Origin of the sequence: Zwartia sp., from assembly GCF_049655405.1 — a bacterium.
GTDB lineage: Bacteria > Pseudomonadota > Gammaproteobacteria > Burkholderiales > Burkholderiaceae_B > Zwartia.
The window spans coordinates 197,490-215,557 of sequence record NZ_JBASJR010000009.1 but is presented as its reverse complement, the minus strand read 5'-3'; the positions used below and the strand labels follow the sequence as shown (position 1 = coordinate 215,557).

The window sequence follows — 18,068 nt, the reverse complement described above, 5'->3', positions numbered from 1 at the left end:
ATGAGGTGTTTGACTGTTCTAAGGTGGGCGTGCGCGATGCTGACCTTGGTAGGTTGCACGCTTTTTTTGCCAGTGGCTGCAGGGGCGGAGGCGCAGATCAAACGCATCGAGCCTCTGATTGGCGAGGGACACCTCACCATGGATTTAGATGTCAATCTCAAACTCAGCCCTATCGTGATTGATGCGGCTGAACGCGGCGTGCCGCTTTATTTCACCTTGGATGTGAAAATTACTTCGCCGCGCTGGTGGTGGTGGGATCGACCGATTGTCGAGACATCATTGACTCGACGCATGTCTTACAACACGCTGACTCAGCAGTGGCGCGTTGCGACGGGTGATTTGTTTTTGCCAGTCTCCTCACTTCAGGAGGCAGTGGCGGTGTTGGAAAAAGTCCGAGGTTGGCCAGTGGCCCCTCTCGATCGCTTCGATCCGAACACCCAATACAATGGTTTGGTGCGCATTCGACTGGATACCTCGCACTTGGCGAGACCGTTGCAGCTTGATGCCCGCAATCGCGGAGCGTGGTCTTTAACGAGTCCTTGGACACCTTTTGACTTTTCTGTACGAAAGGGGGGGGGCGCTCAATGAATCCTCTCATGCGACTGGTCTCGGGTATCGGGATTGCGAGCGCAGTCGTGTTATTCATTTTGTTAGCGTGGTCGACGGGTAATGCGTCCCTCTTGGCTCAATATCAGACATTGCTGCTCTGGCTCAATGGTGGGTTGGCACTCAGCTTGTTTGTCTGGGTCGTATGGTTGACATTCCGACTCGCAAGACAGTTTGCTGTGGGGCAGTTCGGTTCGCGATTAACCGCCCGTTTTGCATTGGCATTTACGTTGATTGGCGTATTGCCTGGCGCACTGATCTACACCGTGTCCTTGCAGTTTATGTCCCGTTCCATCGAGTCTTGGTTCAACGTGAGGGTGGATACGGCACTTGAGTCAGGCTTGGCTCTGGGCCGCGCAGCGCTTGACTCTCAGCTGGCGCAACTAGATGCCCGCGCCCGTTCGATGACGCCCGACCTCAGCAACACTTCAGATCCTGAGATTGCCGCCGTTTTAACGCGACTGCGAGAGACAAGTGGCTCAATGGATGCGATGGTTTTTACAACAAGTGGTCGGTTGATTGCTTTTTCAACCGACAATCTTGGAACGCTATTGCCCCCTTTGCCCCCGGCTGCGGTGTTGAATCAGTTGCGCACGGCGCGAGGTTATTCGGCGGCAGACTCGGATGACCCGACGGCGAATCTGGGCGATGCGGGACTGCAGTTGCGCGTGATTGTCCCCGTGGGGTCGCCCGACCGAACCGAAACAACTTTGGGAGTGACCTCAGAGTCGCGGTGGTTGCAACTGACGCAACCGGTTTCTGACAAGATTGCTCAAAATGCCCGAGAGGTCCAGAAGGGCTATCTTGACTATCAAGAGTTGGCCCTCTCGCGTCAGAGTTTGCGCAATTTGTTCGCAGTCACCCTGACCTTGGCATTATTACTTGCAGTGTTCGCTTCGATCGCACTGGCGCTATATCTCTCTAAAAAATTGGTGCGGCCCTTGTTGACGTTAGCGGCAGGGACGCAAGCGGTGAGTATTGGTGACTTTCGACCTCTCCCCGAGCCTCCGACAAAAGATGAGGTGGGCCAGCTCACACGGTCGTTTAACGACATGACGCGTCAGCTCGAAGAAGCACGGCGGATGGTGGAGACCAACCGTGCTCAGTTAGAGCGCTCCAACGTGTATCTTGAAAGCGTACTGTCAAACTTGTCAGCGGGTGTGCTCGTATTTGACCAACAGTTTCGTTTGACGACTTTTAATCAAGGCGCACAGGCAATTCTAAGTGTGGATCTGCGCGCAGCCCCTGGTCGTCCCCTTGAAACAATTGATGGGATGATTGATTTTTCTGGAATGATCCGCCAGGCTTTTTCACAACATGCCGCTGTGGGCTCTGAACGGACGCATTGGCAGGAGCAGTTTGAACTTAAGCTTCCAGATTTAAGTGATGTGAATAAGTTCTACACCTTGACGCTGTTAGCGCGTGGCACCCAATTGCTGATTGATGGTCGAGACAACGGCTATATGGTGGTGTTTGACGACATCACCGAGGTGATGTCCGCCAACCGAAGCGTGGCCTGGGGTGAGGTCGCGCGACGCTTGGCACATGAAATTAAAAATCCACTGACGCCCATTCAGCTGTCGGCGGAGCGTTTGGCTATGAAGCTGGCTCACAAACTCGAGCCTCAGGATGCTGCACTTCTCGAAAGAGCGACCAACACCATTGTGAATCAAGTCAGCTCGCTTAAACATATGGTGGATGACTTTAAAGAATATGCGCGCAAACCTGCGGTCCTGATGGTCCCGGTTGACTTTAACGCCTTGGTGGATGAAGTCCTTGGCCTTTATGGTTGGGACCCAATAGATGGTATGGTAAGAGATGAGCGTCATGCTTGGCATCTTGAGGTCTCCCTTGATCCAGCTTTGCCGCTTGTATTGGGCGATCCGACTCAGTTGCGTCAGGTGGTCCATAATCTCTTGGCGAATGCGCGAGATGCGCTGGTTGAAAAACCGGAGGGTGGGGTGATTGAGGTGACAACGCAGCTCATTCAGGCCGGCAGTCGGGAAAATACGGAAAGTCCAGACAGGCCGGCCTTGAGATTTACGGTGTCGGACAGTGGTCCTGGCTTTGGTTCGCAGGTGCTGCAGCGCGCTTTTGAGCCTTACGTGACAACCAAAGCTCAGGGCACGGGTCTTGGGTTAGCGATTGTTCGTAAGATTATTGATGAGCACCAGGGGCGGATTGATTTGTCTAATCGCCGTGAAGGTGGTGCAAAAGTTTCGATTTTGTTGACGCAGCTGGCACAACCGCTAGACGGTTTGCACTCAGACAACGATAATGCTGATACGTAAGGGGTGGTGAAAGATTTATGGCCAGGATTTTGGTTGTCGACGATGAAGTGGGAATTCGCGAGTTACTCTCCGAGATTCTCTATGACGAGGGGCACACAATCGAGCTCGCAGAAAATGCAGCTCAAGCGCGTGCTGCGCGTTTGCGCGGACGTCCCGACCTTGTCTTGCTCGATATCTGGATGCCTGATACAGATGGTGTAACGCTTCTCAAAGAATGGGGATCGCAGGGCTTGTTGGATATGCCCGTGATCATGATGAGTGGTCACGCCACGATCGACACCGCTGTTGAGGCGACACGGATTGGCGCAATCGACTTTCTTGAAAAGCCCATCACTTTGCAGCGGTTGTTGAAAACAATTTCTGCCGGTTTGGCCCGAGGGCGATTGCCTGTGGCCAAGTCTGCGAACGGAACGTTTGTTCCTGTCGCGGTGCCGAGCAGTGCTGCGCCTGTTTTGCCTGATGTCGCTCCCATGGCAGAGGCTGCTGCCACTGCAGAGCCTATCGATCAAAGTTTGCTCGGCGATATCACTTTGGATCAGCCTTTGCGCGAAGCGCGCGATGCGTTTGAACGTGTGTACTTTGAATACCACCTGGCGCGCGAAAATAACAGCATGACGCGTGTGTCGGAAAAAACCGGGCTCGAGCGCACACACCTTTATCGCAAGCTCAAGCAGCTTGGCATTGAGTCTCGCAAGCGTAGCAGCTGAATCGGTGCTTTGGTTTCGACCGTTTCTTTAACTTGCTGATGCGGGTGGTTGACTCAGCCCGCCGATGCGTTCGTCCTCGAGTGCCCGCCTCACTTGTACAAGTTGAGCGCCGACTGCGACGGCGATTTCAGCGGGTGTGCGACTTCCGATGGTCAGGCCAACTGGGCCGTGCAGTCGGTCAATTTCTTGCTCCGAAAGATCAAAGCTCAGCAAACGTTCGCGCCTTTTGGTCTGATTGCGAACCGAGCCTAATGCTCCAACATAAAATGCTTTGGATTTCAACGCTTCGAGCAAAGCCATATCGTCGAGCTTTGGGTCGTGCGTAATCGCAACGATCGCTGTGCGAGAATCTGTTTGAATTTCAAGCACTGCATCATCGGGCATCCCGGACTGAAGGGTGACGCCCGGCATGTCCCAGTCCGCAGTGAATTCTTCGCGAGGATCGCAAATAATGACTTGGAACTCCAACATGGTGGCGATTTGAGCGAGCGCCTTGGCCGTCTGGTTGGCGCCAATAATGAGCAAACGCCAGTGCGGACCATAAACAAAGTGGCAACCGTCCTCTTTGACTTCAGTTAATTGACCAGGCCGTGCATCTGTGAGCGTCGAGCGCCCAGACGACATGTCTAACCAGCGACCAATCAGTTTCTGGGATTCGGTGGCGATCACAACGGGTTCGAGCCAGTCGCCCTGGCTGAGGGGTTCAATCACCAAGCGCAAGGTACCACCGCAAGGCAGCCCAAAGCGGGCAGCTTCCTCTTGAGACACGCCATAGCGAGCCCACTCGGGCTGGAGAGGCAGTCGGCCTTCTTGGGCGCGGGCAATCAAATCGTCCTCAATGCACCCGCCTGAAACCGAGCCGACCACCCGGCCGTCTTTGCGCACGGCTAACATGGCACCCGCCTGGCGTGGCGCGGAGCCCCATGTTTTGACGACAGTGGCAAGATGAACAATATGACCGGCCAACACCCATTCGCGGGCTTGTTTCAACACTTCGGTATCAAGAGAGTCCATGCTGCAGTCTTTTTAGAAATTCGGTGGGGGCGGGCACAGGAGTGATCCAGTTAGTATACTGAGCGACTTTCCTAGCGTCGAGATCGAGTATTACCTCATGGATCCACTATTTATCCTAGCTCTTGCCATTTTAGGCTGCGTGACCGGTTTTGCAGCCGGTTTGTTAGGAATCGGCGGCGGCATGCTGCTTGTCCCATTTTTGACATTGCTGTTGACATGGCAGGGTCTGCCCCTTGAGTTGATCGTGCATGCCGCGATTGCAACCTCGATGGCCTGTATTTTATTTACCTCTGTTTCCAGCGTGCGGGCGCACAATAAAAAAGGTGCCGTCCGCTGGGATCTCGTGGCGGCTTTGACGCCTGGCATTGTGATCGGCGGACTGATTGCAAGCGGTGCGATTTTTTCTTTTCTCAAAACCAGTTGGCTCGCGCTGTTTTTTGCGCTGTTCGTGGGCTATTCGGCCTACCAGATGCTGCGAGACAAAAAACCAAAGGCCTCGCGCCAGATGCCTGGCAAGGTTGGTACGGTGGGTGCAGGCGGGACGATTGGCTTTCTCTCCGGCCTTGTGGGCGCAGGAGGAGGGTTTATTTCGGTGCCTTTCATGCTCTGGTGTAATGTCCCCTTGCATCAAGCCGTCGGCACTTCCGCTGCCCTAGGGTTCCCGATTGCTTTGGCGAACACGATTGGTTACGTCTGGTCTGGCTGGCACAAAGAAGGCCTGCCCTTTGAAATGGTCGGTTACATCTATTGGCCAGCTTTGATTATTCTGGCCATTGCGAGTGTGACTATGGCGCCAGTTGGCGCGCGAGCCGCGCACAATCTGCCTGTTAAAACATTGAAGCGGATTTTCGCGTTCTTGCTGTTTGGTTTGGCTGCCTACATGGCATACAAAGCCTACGTTTCATTTCTAGGTTGATTTTCTCTGAATCGCGCTCACGCTGATGCGCGTTTCTCCTGCTTGGCCGCGCCGTGTGGCGCTGCGCCAGGCATGGCCGTAAGCCACTTCGATGGTGAGGTGTAGTCGGCCATCAGGCTGGCGTTGCTGTTCGAGCGCCTGCAGCAAGCGCTGTTGCCATTGTCGAGAGGTCAGACTTGCTCGACGTCCCAAAGAAGGGTTGCCCCCGAGACTTTTCACATCTTGTAAAAGTTTTTCTGGCGTTGCGTACGTCAGCGTCAGCACCTCTTGGTCCATCACGGGATCCGCAAAGCCCTTTTCAATCAGCAGGTCACCAAAGTCGTGCATATCGACAAAGCCTGGTGTGGCGGTGGTCAGATTTGCCGAAGTAATGGCCTGACGAAGTTCTTGCATCGTCCCAGGACCAAAGCAAGAAAAAAACACCAAACCATTGGGGCGAATGATGCGCCCCCATTCTTGTAAAACTTCATGTGGCGCAGGGTGCCAATGAAGGGCGAGATTGGACCAAACGAGGTCAAGAGACTCTGGCGCTAGACTGGTATGCGCCAAATCACAGGCGAGCCAAGAGACCGGTGCTGGCCGACCCCTTAAGCGATTGATCCATGCGCGCAAGCCGTGTGGATAAATTTTATGCGCGCGTTGTTGCGCGAGTTTGAGCAGGCCCGGATTGTGATCTTGACCAATCAAGTGTGCCTCCGGGTAGCGTGCGTGCAGCAAAGGAATTTGCGCACCTGCTCCACAACCCGCATCCAGCATGTGTTGAGGCGCTAAGCGAACGAGTCTGAGACGTTCGTCCATCCTGCGCGCGACCTCGCCATACAAAAACTGTGCCTCGCTGAGATCGCCCCGGCGATTGAACTGACGCAGTACATGGTCTGGGTGAATGGGCAAGCGATCGGGGGCGGATGTTGTTGTCATGGTGATAAAAAAGGCGTGCGCCGGTAGGGGAGAATGCGCGCTGGAGGTATGAAAATGTACTCTATTCGAGAAAGAATTCGACGATTACTCCATGCGCCTTGCCCCTTATGCGGTTTGAAGGCGCGCGGTGGCGATCTTTGTTTGGCCTGCGAAAATGCAGTGAGGTTCGACTTTGACCCGCGACTGCATTGTCCACGCTGTTTGTATCAGGGCGCGCCCATGATGCGTGAGTCTCTGTTGACGGTGCAATTTTGTTCCGCGTGTCTCCTGCGCCCCAGAACCTATGCTCGAGCGATAGCGGGCATTTACTTTGCGGCGCCGGGAGATCAACTGATGCGCGGGTTCAAAGCCAAGGGGCGCTTAACCGAAGCGGGGTTATTTGCCAGACTGTTATGGCGCAATATGCAGTTAGCGTCCCCGCGGCTACCCACGCTCGACGCCTTGGTGCCGATTCCGTCGAGTCGAGAGGCTATCTTGCAGCGCGGGTTTAATCCCGCCGGTGAAATTGCCCGAGAGCTGGCGAGTTTAAGTGGTGTGTCATTGCGGGGGGCATGGTGTCGCCGCACGCGTGAGACCTCTAGCCAGAAAACATTGGACTGGCGGGCGCGTCAGCAGAGTGTGCGCGGATTGTATGAAGCACAGGTGCCTCAGGCGTGTGGTTGGGTGGGCTTGGTGGACGACGTGCTGACCACGGGCAGTACGCTTGAGGAAGCTTCAGAGGCACTCCTGCGCGCCGGTGCGAAAGGAGTCGTGGCTTTGGTCGCGGCTCGGACTCTGGCAAAATAGCGTCCATGTTTGATGTCATCCTCGTTCAGCCCGAAATTCCGCCCAATACGGGTAATGTGATCCGCCTGTGCGCCAATACAGGGGCGCGCTTGCACCTTGTGCGCCCACTTGGTTTTGAAATCGATGACACGCGCCTCAAACGTGCGGGCCTGGATTATCACGAATGGCAACCGGTCAAAGTGCACGACAGCCTCGCGCTGGCAATTGCGGCGACCGGAGCGCCCGCCAGCCGGGTTTTCGCGATGACAACCAAGGCAACACAGCTGGTGAGCGAGGTGAGCTTACAAGAGGGTGATGTGTTTGTGTTTGGTCGCGAAACAGCAGGCCTCTCAGAAGAGCAGATGGCTCTGTTCGAACCTGCTCAGCGCGTTCGCCTGCCTATGCTGGCGGGGCAGCGTAGCCTCAATTTGTCGAATGCTGTCGCAGTGGTGGTGTTTGAGGCCTGGCGTCAACAAGCTTATCGTGGCGCGGTCTGACTCAAACGCTCTCGAACTGACGCGTGTTTAATCAAGAGAAAGCTTGAGGTTTTCGATCACCGCATCCCAGCGGCCTTGTTCTTCTTGAATCAATTGTTTGAGCGCGGCTGGGCTCGAGCCGACAGCCGAAAAATATTGAAGCGCAAATTTATCTCGGATGTCATCGCTGTTTAGGAGCGCAACCAATTCGGCATTGAGACGCTCCAAAATCGCGGCCGGAGTACCCGCAGGTGCAAGCACGGCATTCCATGAAATTGCTTCAAACTCCGTAAACCCCTGGTCTGCGAGTGGGGCAATGCCGGGTAAAGAATCGATCGGTTTTTTACTGGTGATGCCCAGAGCTTTGACCTTGCCGCTTTTGACTTGAGCCATTGCGATTGCAGGCACCATGAATGCCGCTTGTATATCTTGTGCAATCACAGCCGTGGTGACTTGTGGAAAGCCGTTATAAGGGATGTGCGTGAGCTCAAGCTTTGCTTGTTTTTTAAAAAGCTCCATGGCTAAGTGGGATGCGCTACCGGGGCCCACTGAGCCATAGTTCCAACGCCCCGCTTGCTGTCCGGCCTGTTTGACAAAATCCGCGACAGTATTGCCGCTAAAGCCTGCATGGACGATCAGCACATTTGGACTGGTGGCGACCAAGGTAATCGGTGCAAGATCTTTGACGGGGTCATAGCCAAGTGTTTTTTTATAAAGCGTCGGTGCCGTCACGAGCGGACCGTTGATGGTGTAGAGCAGCGTGTAACCATCTGCTGGGGCACGTGCCACAAAGCGTGTGCCGATGTTGCCACCTGCGCCCGGTTTGTTTTCGACCACAATGCTTTGGCCGAGTTTGCTGGCAAGAGGGGTGGCCAACGTTCGTGCCAGCAGATCAGGCGATGAGCCGGCAGGAAAAGGAACGATTAAGTGAATCGGTCTCGCAGACGGCCAAGCTTGTTGCGCACTGGCGGAGTGGGTGAGCGTGATAGAAAGGATGGCAAGAAGAGCGTTGAAGAACTGCATCATGCAACGCGTGCGGCGATCGTTGAAGGCAGAGGAAATATGGAGCGCGAAAAGCATGGGAAACCTATTCGGTCATTCTGTTGTGGCGACACGTGAAAGTAGACGTGAGACAGCTTCGAAAGGTGCAACACCCTCGAAAAGAACTTCGCACACGGCATGGGTGATGGGAAGTTCTACGCCAAGTTGAGTGGCGCGCGTGAGAACTGCCTTTGCGCAGCGTGCACCTTCTGCCGTCAGGCCGGACGCTAATACTTCGTTTAGGGATTGACCACGACCGATTGCGATACCAACTTGGCGGTTACGCGAGAGGTCGCCCGTTGCCGTCAGGACAAGATCACCGAGACCAGTGAGGCCAGAAAAAGTCGCACTTTGCGCGCCGAGCGCTTCACCAAAGCGGGTCATTTCAGCCAAGCCGCGTGTGATAAGTGCCGCGCGCGCATTGGTGCCGAGCCCGAGGCCTTCGCCGATGCCGCACGCGATTGCCATGACATTTTTAAGTGCTCCCCCTACCTCTACGCCGATCACATCCTGATTGGCATAGACGCGCATTGAGCCACCATGGAGCGCCGCGATGGTGGCGCGTCGCAATGCGGCATCCTGACTGGCGATCGTCAGCGCAACGGGGAGTCCCTGTGCAACCTCGCGCGCAAAAGACGGGCCCGAGAGCACACCAGTCGGTATGTTTGGCATGTCACGCAGGGCTTCTGCGGCAACTTCGCTGGGGAGCTTGCCGCTTTCAGCCTCTAGGCCTTTGCACGTCCAGACAATGCCGGCGAGTGTTGGTGGAGTTAAAGGGCGTTGAGCGGAGAGTTGTCGGGACAGTTTTTCGCTAAGTTCGGTACATAGGGCACGCAGACCCGCGAGCGGCACACCGAGAATCAGTAAGCCCGGTGCCTCTGGTCCGCTTGACTGTACATGTGCGAGTGCTTCGTCCAGACTGGCGGTGAACAAGAGGCCATCAGGTAGTGCAATATCCGCGAGGTATTGCGTATTTTCTTTTGTGTGGTTGAGTTGCTCAGCGAGTGCGGGGTTGCGAGTCCAGAGCATGGTTGGACCATGCCGACTCGCTGCACATGCGAGTGCGGTGCCCCATGCGCCTGCCCCCAGCACCGCGACAGGGCGCGGTGGGTGATCAGTTTTTTGCGTGGGCATCGCTTAACCGAGCCGCCAGAGAGCCAAGCCTGAGAGCCGCTTTATTGGCGGGTCACGCCAGGAGGCAAAATCAGACCTGAGTCTTCGGGGGCGGCCGCGGCTTCTTGGGCGGCTTGCGCCACGCGCTGCTCGTAGAGTGCTTGAAAATTGACTTCTGCCAAGTGCAAGGGTGGCAGCGAAGTACGGGTGATCGCATCTGCGATGTTGGAGCGCAGGTATGGGTAGAGCATAGTGGGGCATACGATGCCCATCAAGGGATCGATTTGTTCAGCTGGAATGTTGACCATTTCGAAAATCGCGGCCTGAGTGGCTTCGACCAGATACAACACTTTTTCTTTGATACGAGTCGTCACGGTGACGGTCACAGTCGATTCAAACACTGTCTCAGCTAAAGCCTGGCCGCCAATGTTGATCGACACTTCGACTTCAGGGGCTTCTTGTTCGAGAAAGATGCTGGGCGCGTTTGGCATCTCAAGGGAAAGGTCCTTGAGGTAGACGCGTTGCATGTTGAATGAAGGTGCGTTGTCCGCTTGGGTATTTTGTTCGGCCATGAAATTTTCCAGTAAAGGCTTGAAAGGGATTCGGTCGTGATGTGACAAAATCGCGATAAAACAGCAAAAAAGAGAGTGAGCTTAACCGTTCAGCAGTGGCAAGAGTTTGCCTTCTTTATCCAGTGCGGATAAATCGTCAAAACCGCCTACATGGGTTTCCCCAATATAAATCTGAGGAACGGTGCGCCGACCGGTTCTCTCCATCATCAGCGCGCGTTGTGCCGTGTCTTCGTCAATCCGAATCTTTTCAATGGCGGTGACACCGCGTTGCGTCAACAACATTTCCGCACGGGTACAAAAAGGGCAATAGCCGGTGGTGTACATCACGACTTTATTCATGTGCAGTGCTCCGAAAGATATTATTTGGTGGTGAGTGGCATGCCGGCCGTTGACCAAGCGCGCATGCCTCCGCCCAATACACTCACCTCGGTAAAGCCAAGGGCGCGCAGGCGAACGGCCGCGCTGCCAGCGGCTCGACCGAAATCACACACCACGATTAAGGGTTTGTTTTTTGGCAAGTTAGCTGCTTTTTTCTCGATTTCTGCCGCGGGAATGCTGCGGGCATGCAGGATATGACCTGCATGAAAGGCCTCAGTTGGGCGAATGTCGATGGCGATCGCATGCTGATGATTGAGCATTTGCACGGCCTGGGTGCAGGTGATGCTCGCGCCCGCACGCTTGCTCTGAATCATCGGCCAAGCGAGGGCTAGACCGGAGACCAGCGCCACGCCAATTAACAACAGGTTATTTTGACTAAAAAAGAAATCCACGGTGTATCCAAAAAGACAGTTACACCCCTAAATTTGGGGTGGGTTATGAGATATGACTCAGACAATTATAAAATGATGCTTTATCCACACTTTAACCTGTGTCTGCCATGTATAAACTTGTATTGATGCGTCACGGCGAAAGCCAATGGAATCTCGAAAACCGTTTTACGGGCTGGACCGACGTCGATCTGACTGATCTTGGTCGAGAGCAGGCACGTAAAGCAGGCCAATTGCTCAAGGAGCAGGGCTACGAATTCGACATCGCCTTTACCTCGGTGCTCAAACGCGCCATCCGTACGCTTTGGATTGCCTTGGATGCCATGGATGCGATGTATTTGCCCATCCATAACAACTGGCGCCTGAACGAACGCCATTATGGCGCACTTCAGGGGCTAAACAAGGCTGAAACGGCCGCGCAATATGGAGATGAACAGGTGTTGATCTGGCGCCGCGCCTATGCGATCGCCCCTAATCCTCTTGGTTTAGATGACCCTCGGCATCCAAAGTTTGACCCGCGTTATGCCCGCCTGACGGCCGAACAGTTGCCAGCCACAGAATGTTTGCAGGATACTGTTGTGCGCGTGTTGCCTTTTTGGGAAGAGACGATTGCACCTTCAATCCGAGCTGGCCGACGGGTACTGGTTTCTGCGCACGGCAACAGCTTACGCGCCTTGATCAAGCACCTTGATAATGTCTCTGAAGAAGACATCGTTCATCTCAATATCCCGACGGGGCAGCCTTTGGTGTACGAGCTCGACAAGGACTTGCGTCCGATTCGACACTATTACTTGGGTGATCCGGCTGAAATTGAGGCTGCAATGGCCGCTGTTGCGGCACAGGGTAAGGCTAAAAAGGACTAGCCGCATGCGTCTGTGGGTTCGTGCTTGGTGCGCATCAATGGTCTGGTTGATCTGGTCGGGTGCACCCTTGGCTGCGCCCGGTACCGCTGACTTGGCTAGCCAACGCAGTGCTGCAGAACAGCAGAGGACGGACCTCCGCGCCCGAATTCAGACGCTACAAAAGGAGTTGGACGCGAGGGAGGCCGTGCGCAAAGAAGCTGCGGATGCGCTCAAGGCCTCCGAAGTGGCCATTTCGCAGACTACGCGGCGGTTGAATGAGCTTGCGACCCAGCTTAAAACAGCGCGCGCTGAGCTTGAGAACTTAAAAAAGCAGATTGTGCGCCAGCAGGCTACGCTCACACAGCGTCGAGATGAGCTGTCAGATCAGTTGCGTAGGCAATACGCGAGTGGGTTATCGCCGTGGACTGCGCTACTGTCTGGCGACGACCCGCAAGAATTGAGCCGAAATTTGGCTTATCTCGACTATGTGTCACAGGCGCGCGCCAAGGCGGTTGCCGATCTCAAGATTGAAATCGACCGCTTGGCCCAGCTGGAGGCGCGTCAAGATGCGCGTCAAAAAGAGGTCGCTCAGCTTGTTGAGGAAACTACGCAGCAGCGTAACCTCTTAGAAGGTCAAAAAAAGGAGCGCGCCACGGTCCTTGCTCGCATTGAGGGACAAATTCAGGCGCAACGTTCTGAGGCGGTTCGCTTAGGTCAGGACGATCAGCGATTGGGTGGCTTAATCGATAGCCTCGGCGGACAAATTCAGGCGGCTAAAAAGGCCGAAGAGGCACGTCGCGCCCTTGAGGCCAAGCGTGCTGAGGAAGCCAAGCGGGCCGAACAGGCGAGATTGGCAGAGCAGGCTAAGCGTGCGGAAGAAGTCAAACGCGCGGAGCTGGCGCGTCGTTCGGATGAGCAGCAGCGAAGCGCTCAAGCGCTCGCGGCCCAAGAGGAGCAGCAAATTGAGCGCGCACGCCGTGCCGCCCAAGAGCAGGAGCGAGCGCAAACTACTCGAGCCGCAGAAGTCGCCTCTGCACCTCAGTCTGGCGAGGGGCTTAAAAAAGGCTTGCGCTGGCCGCTCAGGGGCAGTGTGATGGCGCGCTTTGGCACGGATCGACCCGAGGGGGGGATGTGGCGTGGCGTCCTCATCAAGGCCAATGACGGTGCGCCTGTTCAGGCTGTGGGAGGCGGTACAGTTGTCTATGCCAATTGGCTGAGAGGTTTTGGTAATTTGCTGATCGTGGACCACGGTGAGCAATATTTGAGCGTTTATGCCTATAACCAGAGCTTGCTCAAACAGGTTGGTGATTCGGTTCGTCCAGGAGATACCATTGCGCTGGCAGGGAGTACGGGTGGCCAGGTGGATTCGGCCCTATACTTCGAAATCAGGCATCGTGGCGCAGCTGTTGATCCTTTGATGTTTTTGTCTCGCTGATTATTTGCGGACTTGGGATTGCTATTCCCTCCGCAGACCATTACGCTTTCTGTATTTATTTAAGTTTGATCGGCATTCAACTTGGGAATGTGCATGAGCACTCGCAAAATTCGTAGTTTAGGTTTAGTGTCCGTCGGCGTTATCGCAGGCGTGTTGTTGAGCGTTGGGCTAAGCGCAGTCGCGCAACGTGGCTCGCCTCTACCCCTTGATGAGCTCAGACAGTTCTCCAGCGTTTTTTCTGCGATTAAAAATAACTACGTTGAGCCTGTACCCGACAAAAAGCTGATCAGCGGTGCGATTTCTGGCATGTTGTCAGATTTGGATCCTCACTCTGCCTATTTGGATGCTGAGGCATTCAAAGAAATGCAGAGTGCGACGCAAGGTGAGTTTGGCGGCCTGGGGATTGAAGTCGGTACTGAAGATGGCATGGTGAAGGTCATTTCTCCAATCGAAGATACGCCTGCAGCCCGTGCAGGCATTCGTGCGGGTGACGTCATCACAAAAATTAACGATACTTCCACAAAAGGCCTGTCGCTAAACGATGCGGTCAAAATGATGCGCGGTCCGGTCAAGACGCCCATTACCTTGACGATTGCGCGTCAGGGTCAGGCCCAGCCGATCGTCGTCAAAATTGTCCGCGACACGATTCGTGTGCGCAGTGTGCGTAGCAAGATGCTGCAGGACAATATCGGTTATGTACGGATTGCCCAGTTTCAGGAAAAAACCGGTGTCGACTTAGTCCGTCACTTAAAAGAAATTGGTGAGAAAGGTGCGCCTCGCGGTTTGATTCTGGATTTGCGTAATGATCCCGGTGGCTTGCTGACAAGTGCGATTGGTGTATCTGCGGCCTTCCTTAAGCCCGATACGCTCGTGGTGTCGACGGACGGACGCGCCCCTGATTCAAAACAAAAGTACTTGTCCAACCCTGCAGACTATGCGCGTGGCGAAGGTGATTACCTGGCGGGCCTGCCTGCATGGGTTAAAACAGTGCCGATGGTTGTTTTAGTGAACGTGGGCTCAGCTTCCGCCTCGGAAATTGTCGCAGGTGCCTTGCAGGACCATAAGCGCGCCACGATCATGGGTAATCGCACTTTCGGTAAAGGCTCCGTGCAAGTTATTTTGCCTATTTCCGACACGACTGCCATCAAGCTGACGACGTCGCGCTATTTCACGCCCAAGGGTCGCTCAATCCAGGCAACAGGCATCATGCCTGATGTGGTGGTCGCCGATACGGCAGAGGGCGACTTATTCCGTATGTCACGAGAGGCGGATCTTAAGCGTCACCTGAGTAACAATCGTAATGGTCAGCCTGATGCCGATTCAAAGGCAAAAGAAGAGGAGCCGCCTCTGGCCAATACCGATAAGATTTTCCAGTTTGGTACGCCAGAAGATTTCCAACTGAATCAGGCCTTGAACTTCCTCGAAGGCAAGCCCATCCAAAAGGCTGTGCCGCGACCCAAGACCGCAAGCACCGAGCCTGCTGGGGGTGCTGTAAAAGGCAAATGAAAGATACCCAGCTCTTGCGCTACGCCAGACACATCCTGCTGGATGAGTTTGGAATAGAAAGCCAGGAAAAACTTCTGGCTGCGCGCGTGTTGGTGCTTGGTGCAGGAGGCCTTGGCTCTCCAGCTGCCTTGTACCTCGCTTCTGCAGGTGTCGGACAGATCGTTTTGGCGGATCACGACACCATCGAGCTGAGCAATTTGCAGCGTCAAATTCTCCATACGGATGCGCGGGTTGGCTCGCTTAAAGCGGAGTCCGGTCGTCAAACAATGTTGGCACTCAATCCAGATATTGTGGTCGAGGTGCGCACGACGAGGATGGAAGCTGAAGATTTGCGGACTGAGATTGCAACAGTGGATGTCGTGCTGGACTGCACAGATAATTTTGCCACTCGGCATGCGGTCAATAAAGCTTGTGTGGAACATCGCAAACCGCTTGTTTCAGGTGCGGCTATTCGTTTTGATGGGCAAATCAGTGTCTTTGATCCTCGAGATCCGGAGGCGCCTTGCTATCACTGTTTGTTTCCAGAGGCGGATGATGTCGAGGCGTTGAGCTGTGCGACAACGGGGGTGTTTGCGCCGCTTGTTGGCATCATTGGCAGCATGCAGGCCGCTGAGGCCATCAAGGTGATTGCAGGTGTCGGAAAAACACTCAAGGGGCGGTTGCTGATGCTCGATGCCTTTGATATGCAGTGGCACAGTGTGCGCGTCAAGCGTGATCCAGCTTGCCCTGTTTGCGCGAGTCGAAATTAGGCGCGTGGATCGAGCAAGAGCCTGAGCTGCGCATGCATGTGCGTCGAGGGTGTTGCTTGCCAGCCGCTTTGCGCAAACCGTAACCAGCTTCCCAACACAATGTGCGTCAACGCTGCTGCAAGTGGCGTGATTTCTATAGTGGGGTTCAGCGCGTTCGTGGTGATGGCTTGTCGAAGGGCTTGTTTAAACACAGCCTCAATGCGGTCGGTGATTTGCGTGATACGACCCTGAAGTCTTTCGTCCTCTGTGACTAAGGCATCCCCCGATAACACCCGCGTCATTCCCTTGTTTCGCTCTGCAAAGGTCAGCAGCATCACGGCAATTTTGCGCGCCTGTTCGACGCCGTTAGGCTCGCTGGCGATAATCTGATTAATCAGAGTAAAGATGGTTGTTTCGATGAATTCGAACAAGCCCTCGAACATCTGAGCTTTACTGGCAAAGTGTCTGTAAAGCGCAGCCTCGGAGAGTTGCATCTTCGCAGCCAATGCCGCGGTTGTAATGCGTGCCGCACGTGGCTGCTCAAGCATCTCTGCGAGAGTTTGTAGAATCTGGTGTTTGCGTTCGCCCGTTTTGACCGACATACACTTTTGTCCAGAATGAGCTGTTAAGTTGAAGGCTACGTAAAAGATTTTTGGGTCATACGCCCTGCAGTGTGCGTTTTTGAAGCAGCAGATCGCCCACGCAGTTTACCCGCAAGTCTACGTAGTTGGGACGTCCCCGCCTACCTTTTGCAAATGGTGTGCCAGGGTGAAAAATATGGACGGTTCGTAACCCCGCGTGTCTGGCGCCGCGTAAGTTGGCCGTGGTGTCTTCAACGAGAACAGCACGTCTTGGGTGAATGCCTTCGTGGGCCAAGATGTGTCGCATCAGTGAGACCGAGGGTTTAGGGCGAAAGTGTCCGTGCAGTTGCATATGCTCGATCCCCCAAAAGCCGTCAAAGCAGCGCAAGATATTTAAATGTTTCATCACTGCGCGTGCGTAATGCATAGGCGCATTGGTCACGAGAATTTTGCGCCCTGGTAAACGACGCAGTTTCTGCGCCAAGCCGCGCTCAGCTCTGACTAAAGGCGCCACATCAAAGTCGTGGCTGCGATGGAGAAACTGATGTGGATCGACCCCGTGATGGCGAACAAGGCCAATCATGGTTGCACCGTAACGTTTCCAGTATGTTGTTCGAAGGTGATTGGCGGTCGCTTCATCGACCTCCAGACTTTCCATCACCGCGGCCGTCATTCCAAGATTAATCTCGCGAAAAATCTTGTGTGACGTGTCGTGAAGGGTATTGTCCAGATCAAAGAGCCAAACGCGCTCTTTGGCCTGTGTAATGTTGGCGGTTCGTGCCGGCGTATGCACGCGGGCGCGCCGCGTGCGAATCGGCGCGTGGGGTGAGAACCGTTTTTGAATCACTCTGAAGTGATCATTGTGCCAACACCGCGATCCGTGAGGATCTCGAGTAGCAAGCAATGCGGCACGCGACCATCCACGACGTGAACAGATTTCACGCCATTACGTGCGGCATCCAGCGCAGAGGAAATTTTGGGAAGCATGCCGCCTGAGATGGTGCCGTCAGCGAACAAAGCGTCGATCGTTTTGGCAGATAAGCTGCGCATCAGTTGACCATCTTTGTTGAGCACACCAGGAGTGTTGGTCATCATCAGCAGTTTTTCAGCACCTAAGACTTCCGCCATTTTTCCTGCGACAACGTCGGCATTGATGTTGTAGGCCAAGCCGTCCTCACCGTAGCCAATAGGAGATATCACAGGGATAAACTGGTCGTCTTGCAAGGCTTTGACCACAGCGGGTTCGACATGCTCGATGTCGCCGACATAGCCAATATCCAGAGGGTTGGCTGGATCATCCTTGTTGGGCATCATTTTTTTGCGTGCCTGAATGAGGCAACCATCTTTGCCTGTGAGTCCTACTGCTTTGCCGCCCGCTTCGTTGATCATCAAGACGATGTCCTGTTGAACTTGTCCGCCAAGCACCCACTCGACAACCTCCATGGTCTCTGCGTCCGTGACGCGCATACCTTGGACGAAGGTTCCTTTTTTACCGATGCGACGGAGTGCTTCGTCAATCTGCGGGCCGCCACCATGCACCACGATCGGATTGAGTCCGATCAGTTTGAGCAACACAACATCATGCGCAAAGCTGCGCTGAAGAACTTCTTCGGTCATCGCATTGCCACCGTATTTGATGACAATTGTTTTGCCATGAAAGTGCTTGATGTACGGAAGGCTCTCAGAGAGTACTTTTGCGACGATTTCTGGAGGCATGGAGGCAGAAGGGGGCTGACTAGTCATTTGGCTGAGGCAACAAGTGTAAATAGATGGTGAAAGAGAGGGGTGTT

At 54.5% G+C, this 18,068-nt stretch carries 20 protein-coding genes; 10 read left to right on the top strand and 10 right to left on the bottom strand.

Translation table 11 applies throughout. The features are described 5' to 3' along the window. Positions 1 to 36: 36 nt before the first annotated feature. Genes WBJ47_RS06870 through WBJ47_RS06860 form a run of 3 tightly spaced genes read left to right on the top strand, consistent with a single transcriptional unit; the run spans position 37 to position 3,604 of the window. Complete coding sequence (locus WBJ47_RS06870) at positions 37 to 588, top strand: DUF4390 domain-containing protein (protein ID WP_422242847.1); 552 nt, start codon at positions 37 to 39, stop codon at positions 586 to 588. After that, positions 585 to 2,897, top strand: a complete 2,313-nt coding sequence (locus WBJ47_RS06865) for an ATP-binding protein (protein ID WP_422242846.1) — start codon at positions 585 to 587, stop codon at positions 2,895 to 2,897. The genes WBJ47_RS06870 and WBJ47_RS06865 overlap by 4 nt, the downstream gene beginning before the upstream one ends. 17 nt (positions 2,898 to 2,914) lie before the next feature. Beyond that, the gene (locus WBJ47_RS06860) at positions 2,915 to 3,604 is read left to right on the top strand and encodes a response regulator (protein WP_422242845.1); all 690 of its coding nucleotides are present in this window, start codon (positions 2,915 to 2,917) and stop codon (positions 3,602 to 3,604) included. 27 nt (positions 3,605 to 3,631) lie between these two features. Here WBJ47_RS06860 and WBJ47_RS06855 read toward each other — a convergent pair whose 3' ends face one another. After that, positions 3,632 to 4,618, bottom strand: coding sequence for an XdhC family protein (locus WBJ47_RS06855; RefSeq protein WP_422242844.1), 987 nt, complete (start codon positions 4,616 to 4,618; stop codon positions 3,632 to 3,634). A gap of 97 nt (positions 4,619 to 4,715) precedes the next feature. On the opposite strand from WBJ47_RS06855, the gene WBJ47_RS06850 reads away from it, so the two are divergent. Continuing rightward, positions 4,716 to 5,534 carry a sulfite exporter TauE/SafE family protein gene (locus WBJ47_RS06850; protein ID WP_422242843.1) on the top strand — a complete coding sequence of 273 codons (819 nt, stop codon included), beginning with the start codon at positions 4,716 to 4,718 and terminating at the stop codon, positions 5,532 to 5,534. On the opposite strand, the gene WBJ47_RS06845 is transcribed toward WBJ47_RS06850, so the two are convergent. Further along, positions 5,526 to 6,452, bottom strand: coding sequence for a methyltransferase domain-containing protein (locus tag WBJ47_RS06845; protein ID WP_422242842.1), 927 nt, complete (start codon positions 6,450 to 6,452; stop codon positions 5,526 to 5,528). The genes WBJ47_RS06850 and WBJ47_RS06845 overlap by 9 nt on opposite strands. Before the next feature lie 333 nt (positions 6,453 to 6,785). Here WBJ47_RS06845 and WBJ47_RS06840 point away from each other — a divergent pair, with 333 nt between their 5' ends. Both WBJ47_RS06840 and WBJ47_RS06835 read left to right on the top strand, forming a co-directional pair. Then, on the top strand, positions 6,786 to 7,238 hold the full coding sequence (locus WBJ47_RS06840) for a ComF family protein (protein ID WP_422242841.1): 453 nt from the start codon (positions 6,786 to 6,788) through the stop codon (positions 7,236 to 7,238). A 5-nt stretch (positions 7,239 to 7,243) separates the two neighbouring features. Then, positions 7,244 to 7,714, top strand: coding sequence for a tRNA (cytidine(34)-2'-O)-methyltransferase (locus tag WBJ47_RS06835; protein WP_422242840.1), 471 nt, complete (start codon positions 7,244 to 7,246; stop codon positions 7,712 to 7,714). A gap of 27 nt (positions 7,715 to 7,741) precedes the next feature. Here WBJ47_RS06835 and WBJ47_RS06830 read toward each other — a convergent pair whose 3' ends face one another. The 5 genes from WBJ47_RS06830 to WBJ47_RS06810 all read right to left on the bottom strand — a co-directional run bounded on the left by WBJ47_RS06830 (position 7,742) and on the right by WBJ47_RS06810 (position 11,189). Next, the gene (locus tag WBJ47_RS06830; RefSeq protein WP_422242978.1) at positions 7,742 to 8,719 is read right to left on the bottom strand and encodes a Bug family tripartite tricarboxylate transporter substrate binding protein; all 978 of its coding nucleotides are present in this window, start codon (positions 8,717 to 8,719) and stop codon (positions 7,742 to 7,744) included. Positions 8,720 to 8,788: 69 nt separating this feature from the next. Further along, positions 8,789 to 9,868, bottom strand: a complete 1,080-nt coding sequence (locus WBJ47_RS06825) for an NAD(P)H-dependent glycerol-3-phosphate dehydrogenase (protein WP_422242839.1) — start codon at positions 9,866 to 9,868, stop codon at positions 8,789 to 8,791. A gap of 41 nt (positions 9,869 to 9,909) precedes the next feature. After that, positions 9,910 to 10,419: a protein-export chaperone SecB gene (secB, locus tag WBJ47_RS06820; protein WP_422242838.1), complete on the bottom strand. Its 510-nt coding sequence runs from the start codon at positions 10,417 to 10,419 to the stop codon at positions 9,910 to 9,912. Positions 10,420 to 10,500: 81 nt separating this feature from the next. Then, the gene (grxC, locus tag WBJ47_RS06815) at positions 10,501 to 10,758 is read right to left on the bottom strand and encodes a glutaredoxin 3 (RefSeq protein WP_422242837.1); all 258 of its coding nucleotides are present in this window, start codon (positions 10,756 to 10,758) and stop codon (positions 10,501 to 10,503) included. A 20-nt stretch (positions 10,759 to 10,778) separates the two neighbouring features. After that, positions 10,779 to 11,189 carry a rhodanese-like domain-containing protein gene (locus tag WBJ47_RS06810; RefSeq protein ID WP_422242836.1) on the bottom strand — a complete coding sequence of 137 codons (411 nt, stop codon included), beginning with the start codon at positions 11,187 to 11,189 and terminating at the stop codon, positions 10,779 to 10,781. A 107-nt stretch (positions 11,190 to 11,296) separates the two neighbouring features. Here WBJ47_RS06810 and gpmA point away from each other — a divergent pair, with 107 nt between their 5' ends. From gpmA to WBJ47_RS06790, 4 genes are all read left to right on the top strand, one after another. Next, positions 11,297 to 12,049 carry a 2,3-diphosphoglycerate-dependent phosphoglycerate mutase gene (gpmA, locus tag WBJ47_RS06805; protein WP_422242835.1) on the top strand — a complete coding sequence of 251 codons (753 nt, stop codon included), beginning with the start codon at positions 11,297 to 11,299 and terminating at the stop codon, positions 12,047 to 12,049. A gap of 4 nt (positions 12,050 to 12,053) precedes the next feature. Further along, positions 12,054 to 13,463: a peptidoglycan DD-metalloendopeptidase family protein gene (locus WBJ47_RS06800; protein WP_424585378.1), complete on the top strand. Its 1,410-nt coding sequence runs from the start codon at positions 12,054 to 12,056 to the stop codon at positions 13,461 to 13,463. A gap of 93 nt (positions 13,464 to 13,556) precedes the next feature. Beyond that, positions 13,557 to 14,969: a S41 family peptidase gene (locus WBJ47_RS06795; protein WP_422244635.1), complete on the top strand. Its 1,413-nt coding sequence runs from the start codon at positions 13,557 to 13,559 to the stop codon at positions 14,967 to 14,969. Beyond that, positions 14,966 to 15,718 carry a HesA/MoeB/ThiF family protein gene (locus WBJ47_RS06790; RefSeq protein ID WP_422244637.1) on the top strand — a complete coding sequence of 251 codons (753 nt, stop codon included), beginning with the start codon at positions 14,966 to 14,968 and terminating at the stop codon, positions 15,716 to 15,718. Before WBJ47_RS06795 ends, WBJ47_RS06790 begins: the two co-directional genes overlap by 4 nt. On the opposite strand, the gene slmA is transcribed toward WBJ47_RS06790, so the two are convergent. From slmA to argB, 3 genes are read right to left on the bottom strand one after another with little or no spacing between them, the layout of a single operon-like run. Next, the gene (gene slmA, locus WBJ47_RS06785) at positions 15,715 to 16,299 is read right to left on the bottom strand and encodes a nucleoid occlusion factor SlmA (protein WP_422244639.1); all 585 of its coding nucleotides are present in this window, start codon (positions 16,297 to 16,299) and stop codon (positions 15,715 to 15,717) included. The genes WBJ47_RS06790 and slmA overlap by 4 nt on opposite strands. Positions 16,300 to 16,354: 55 nt before the next feature. Then, positions 16,355 to 17,071, bottom strand: coding sequence for a pyrimidine 5'-nucleotidase (locus tag WBJ47_RS06780; RefSeq protein ID WP_422244640.1), 717 nt, complete (start codon positions 17,069 to 17,071; stop codon positions 16,355 to 16,357). Between the two features lie 50 nt (positions 17,072 to 17,121). After that, positions 17,122 to 18,021: an acetylglutamate kinase gene (gene argB, locus WBJ47_RS06775; RefSeq protein ID WP_422244641.1), complete on the bottom strand. Its 900-nt coding sequence runs from the start codon at positions 18,019 to 18,021 to the stop codon at positions 17,122 to 17,124. Positions 18,022 to 18,068 lie beyond the last annotated feature (47 nt).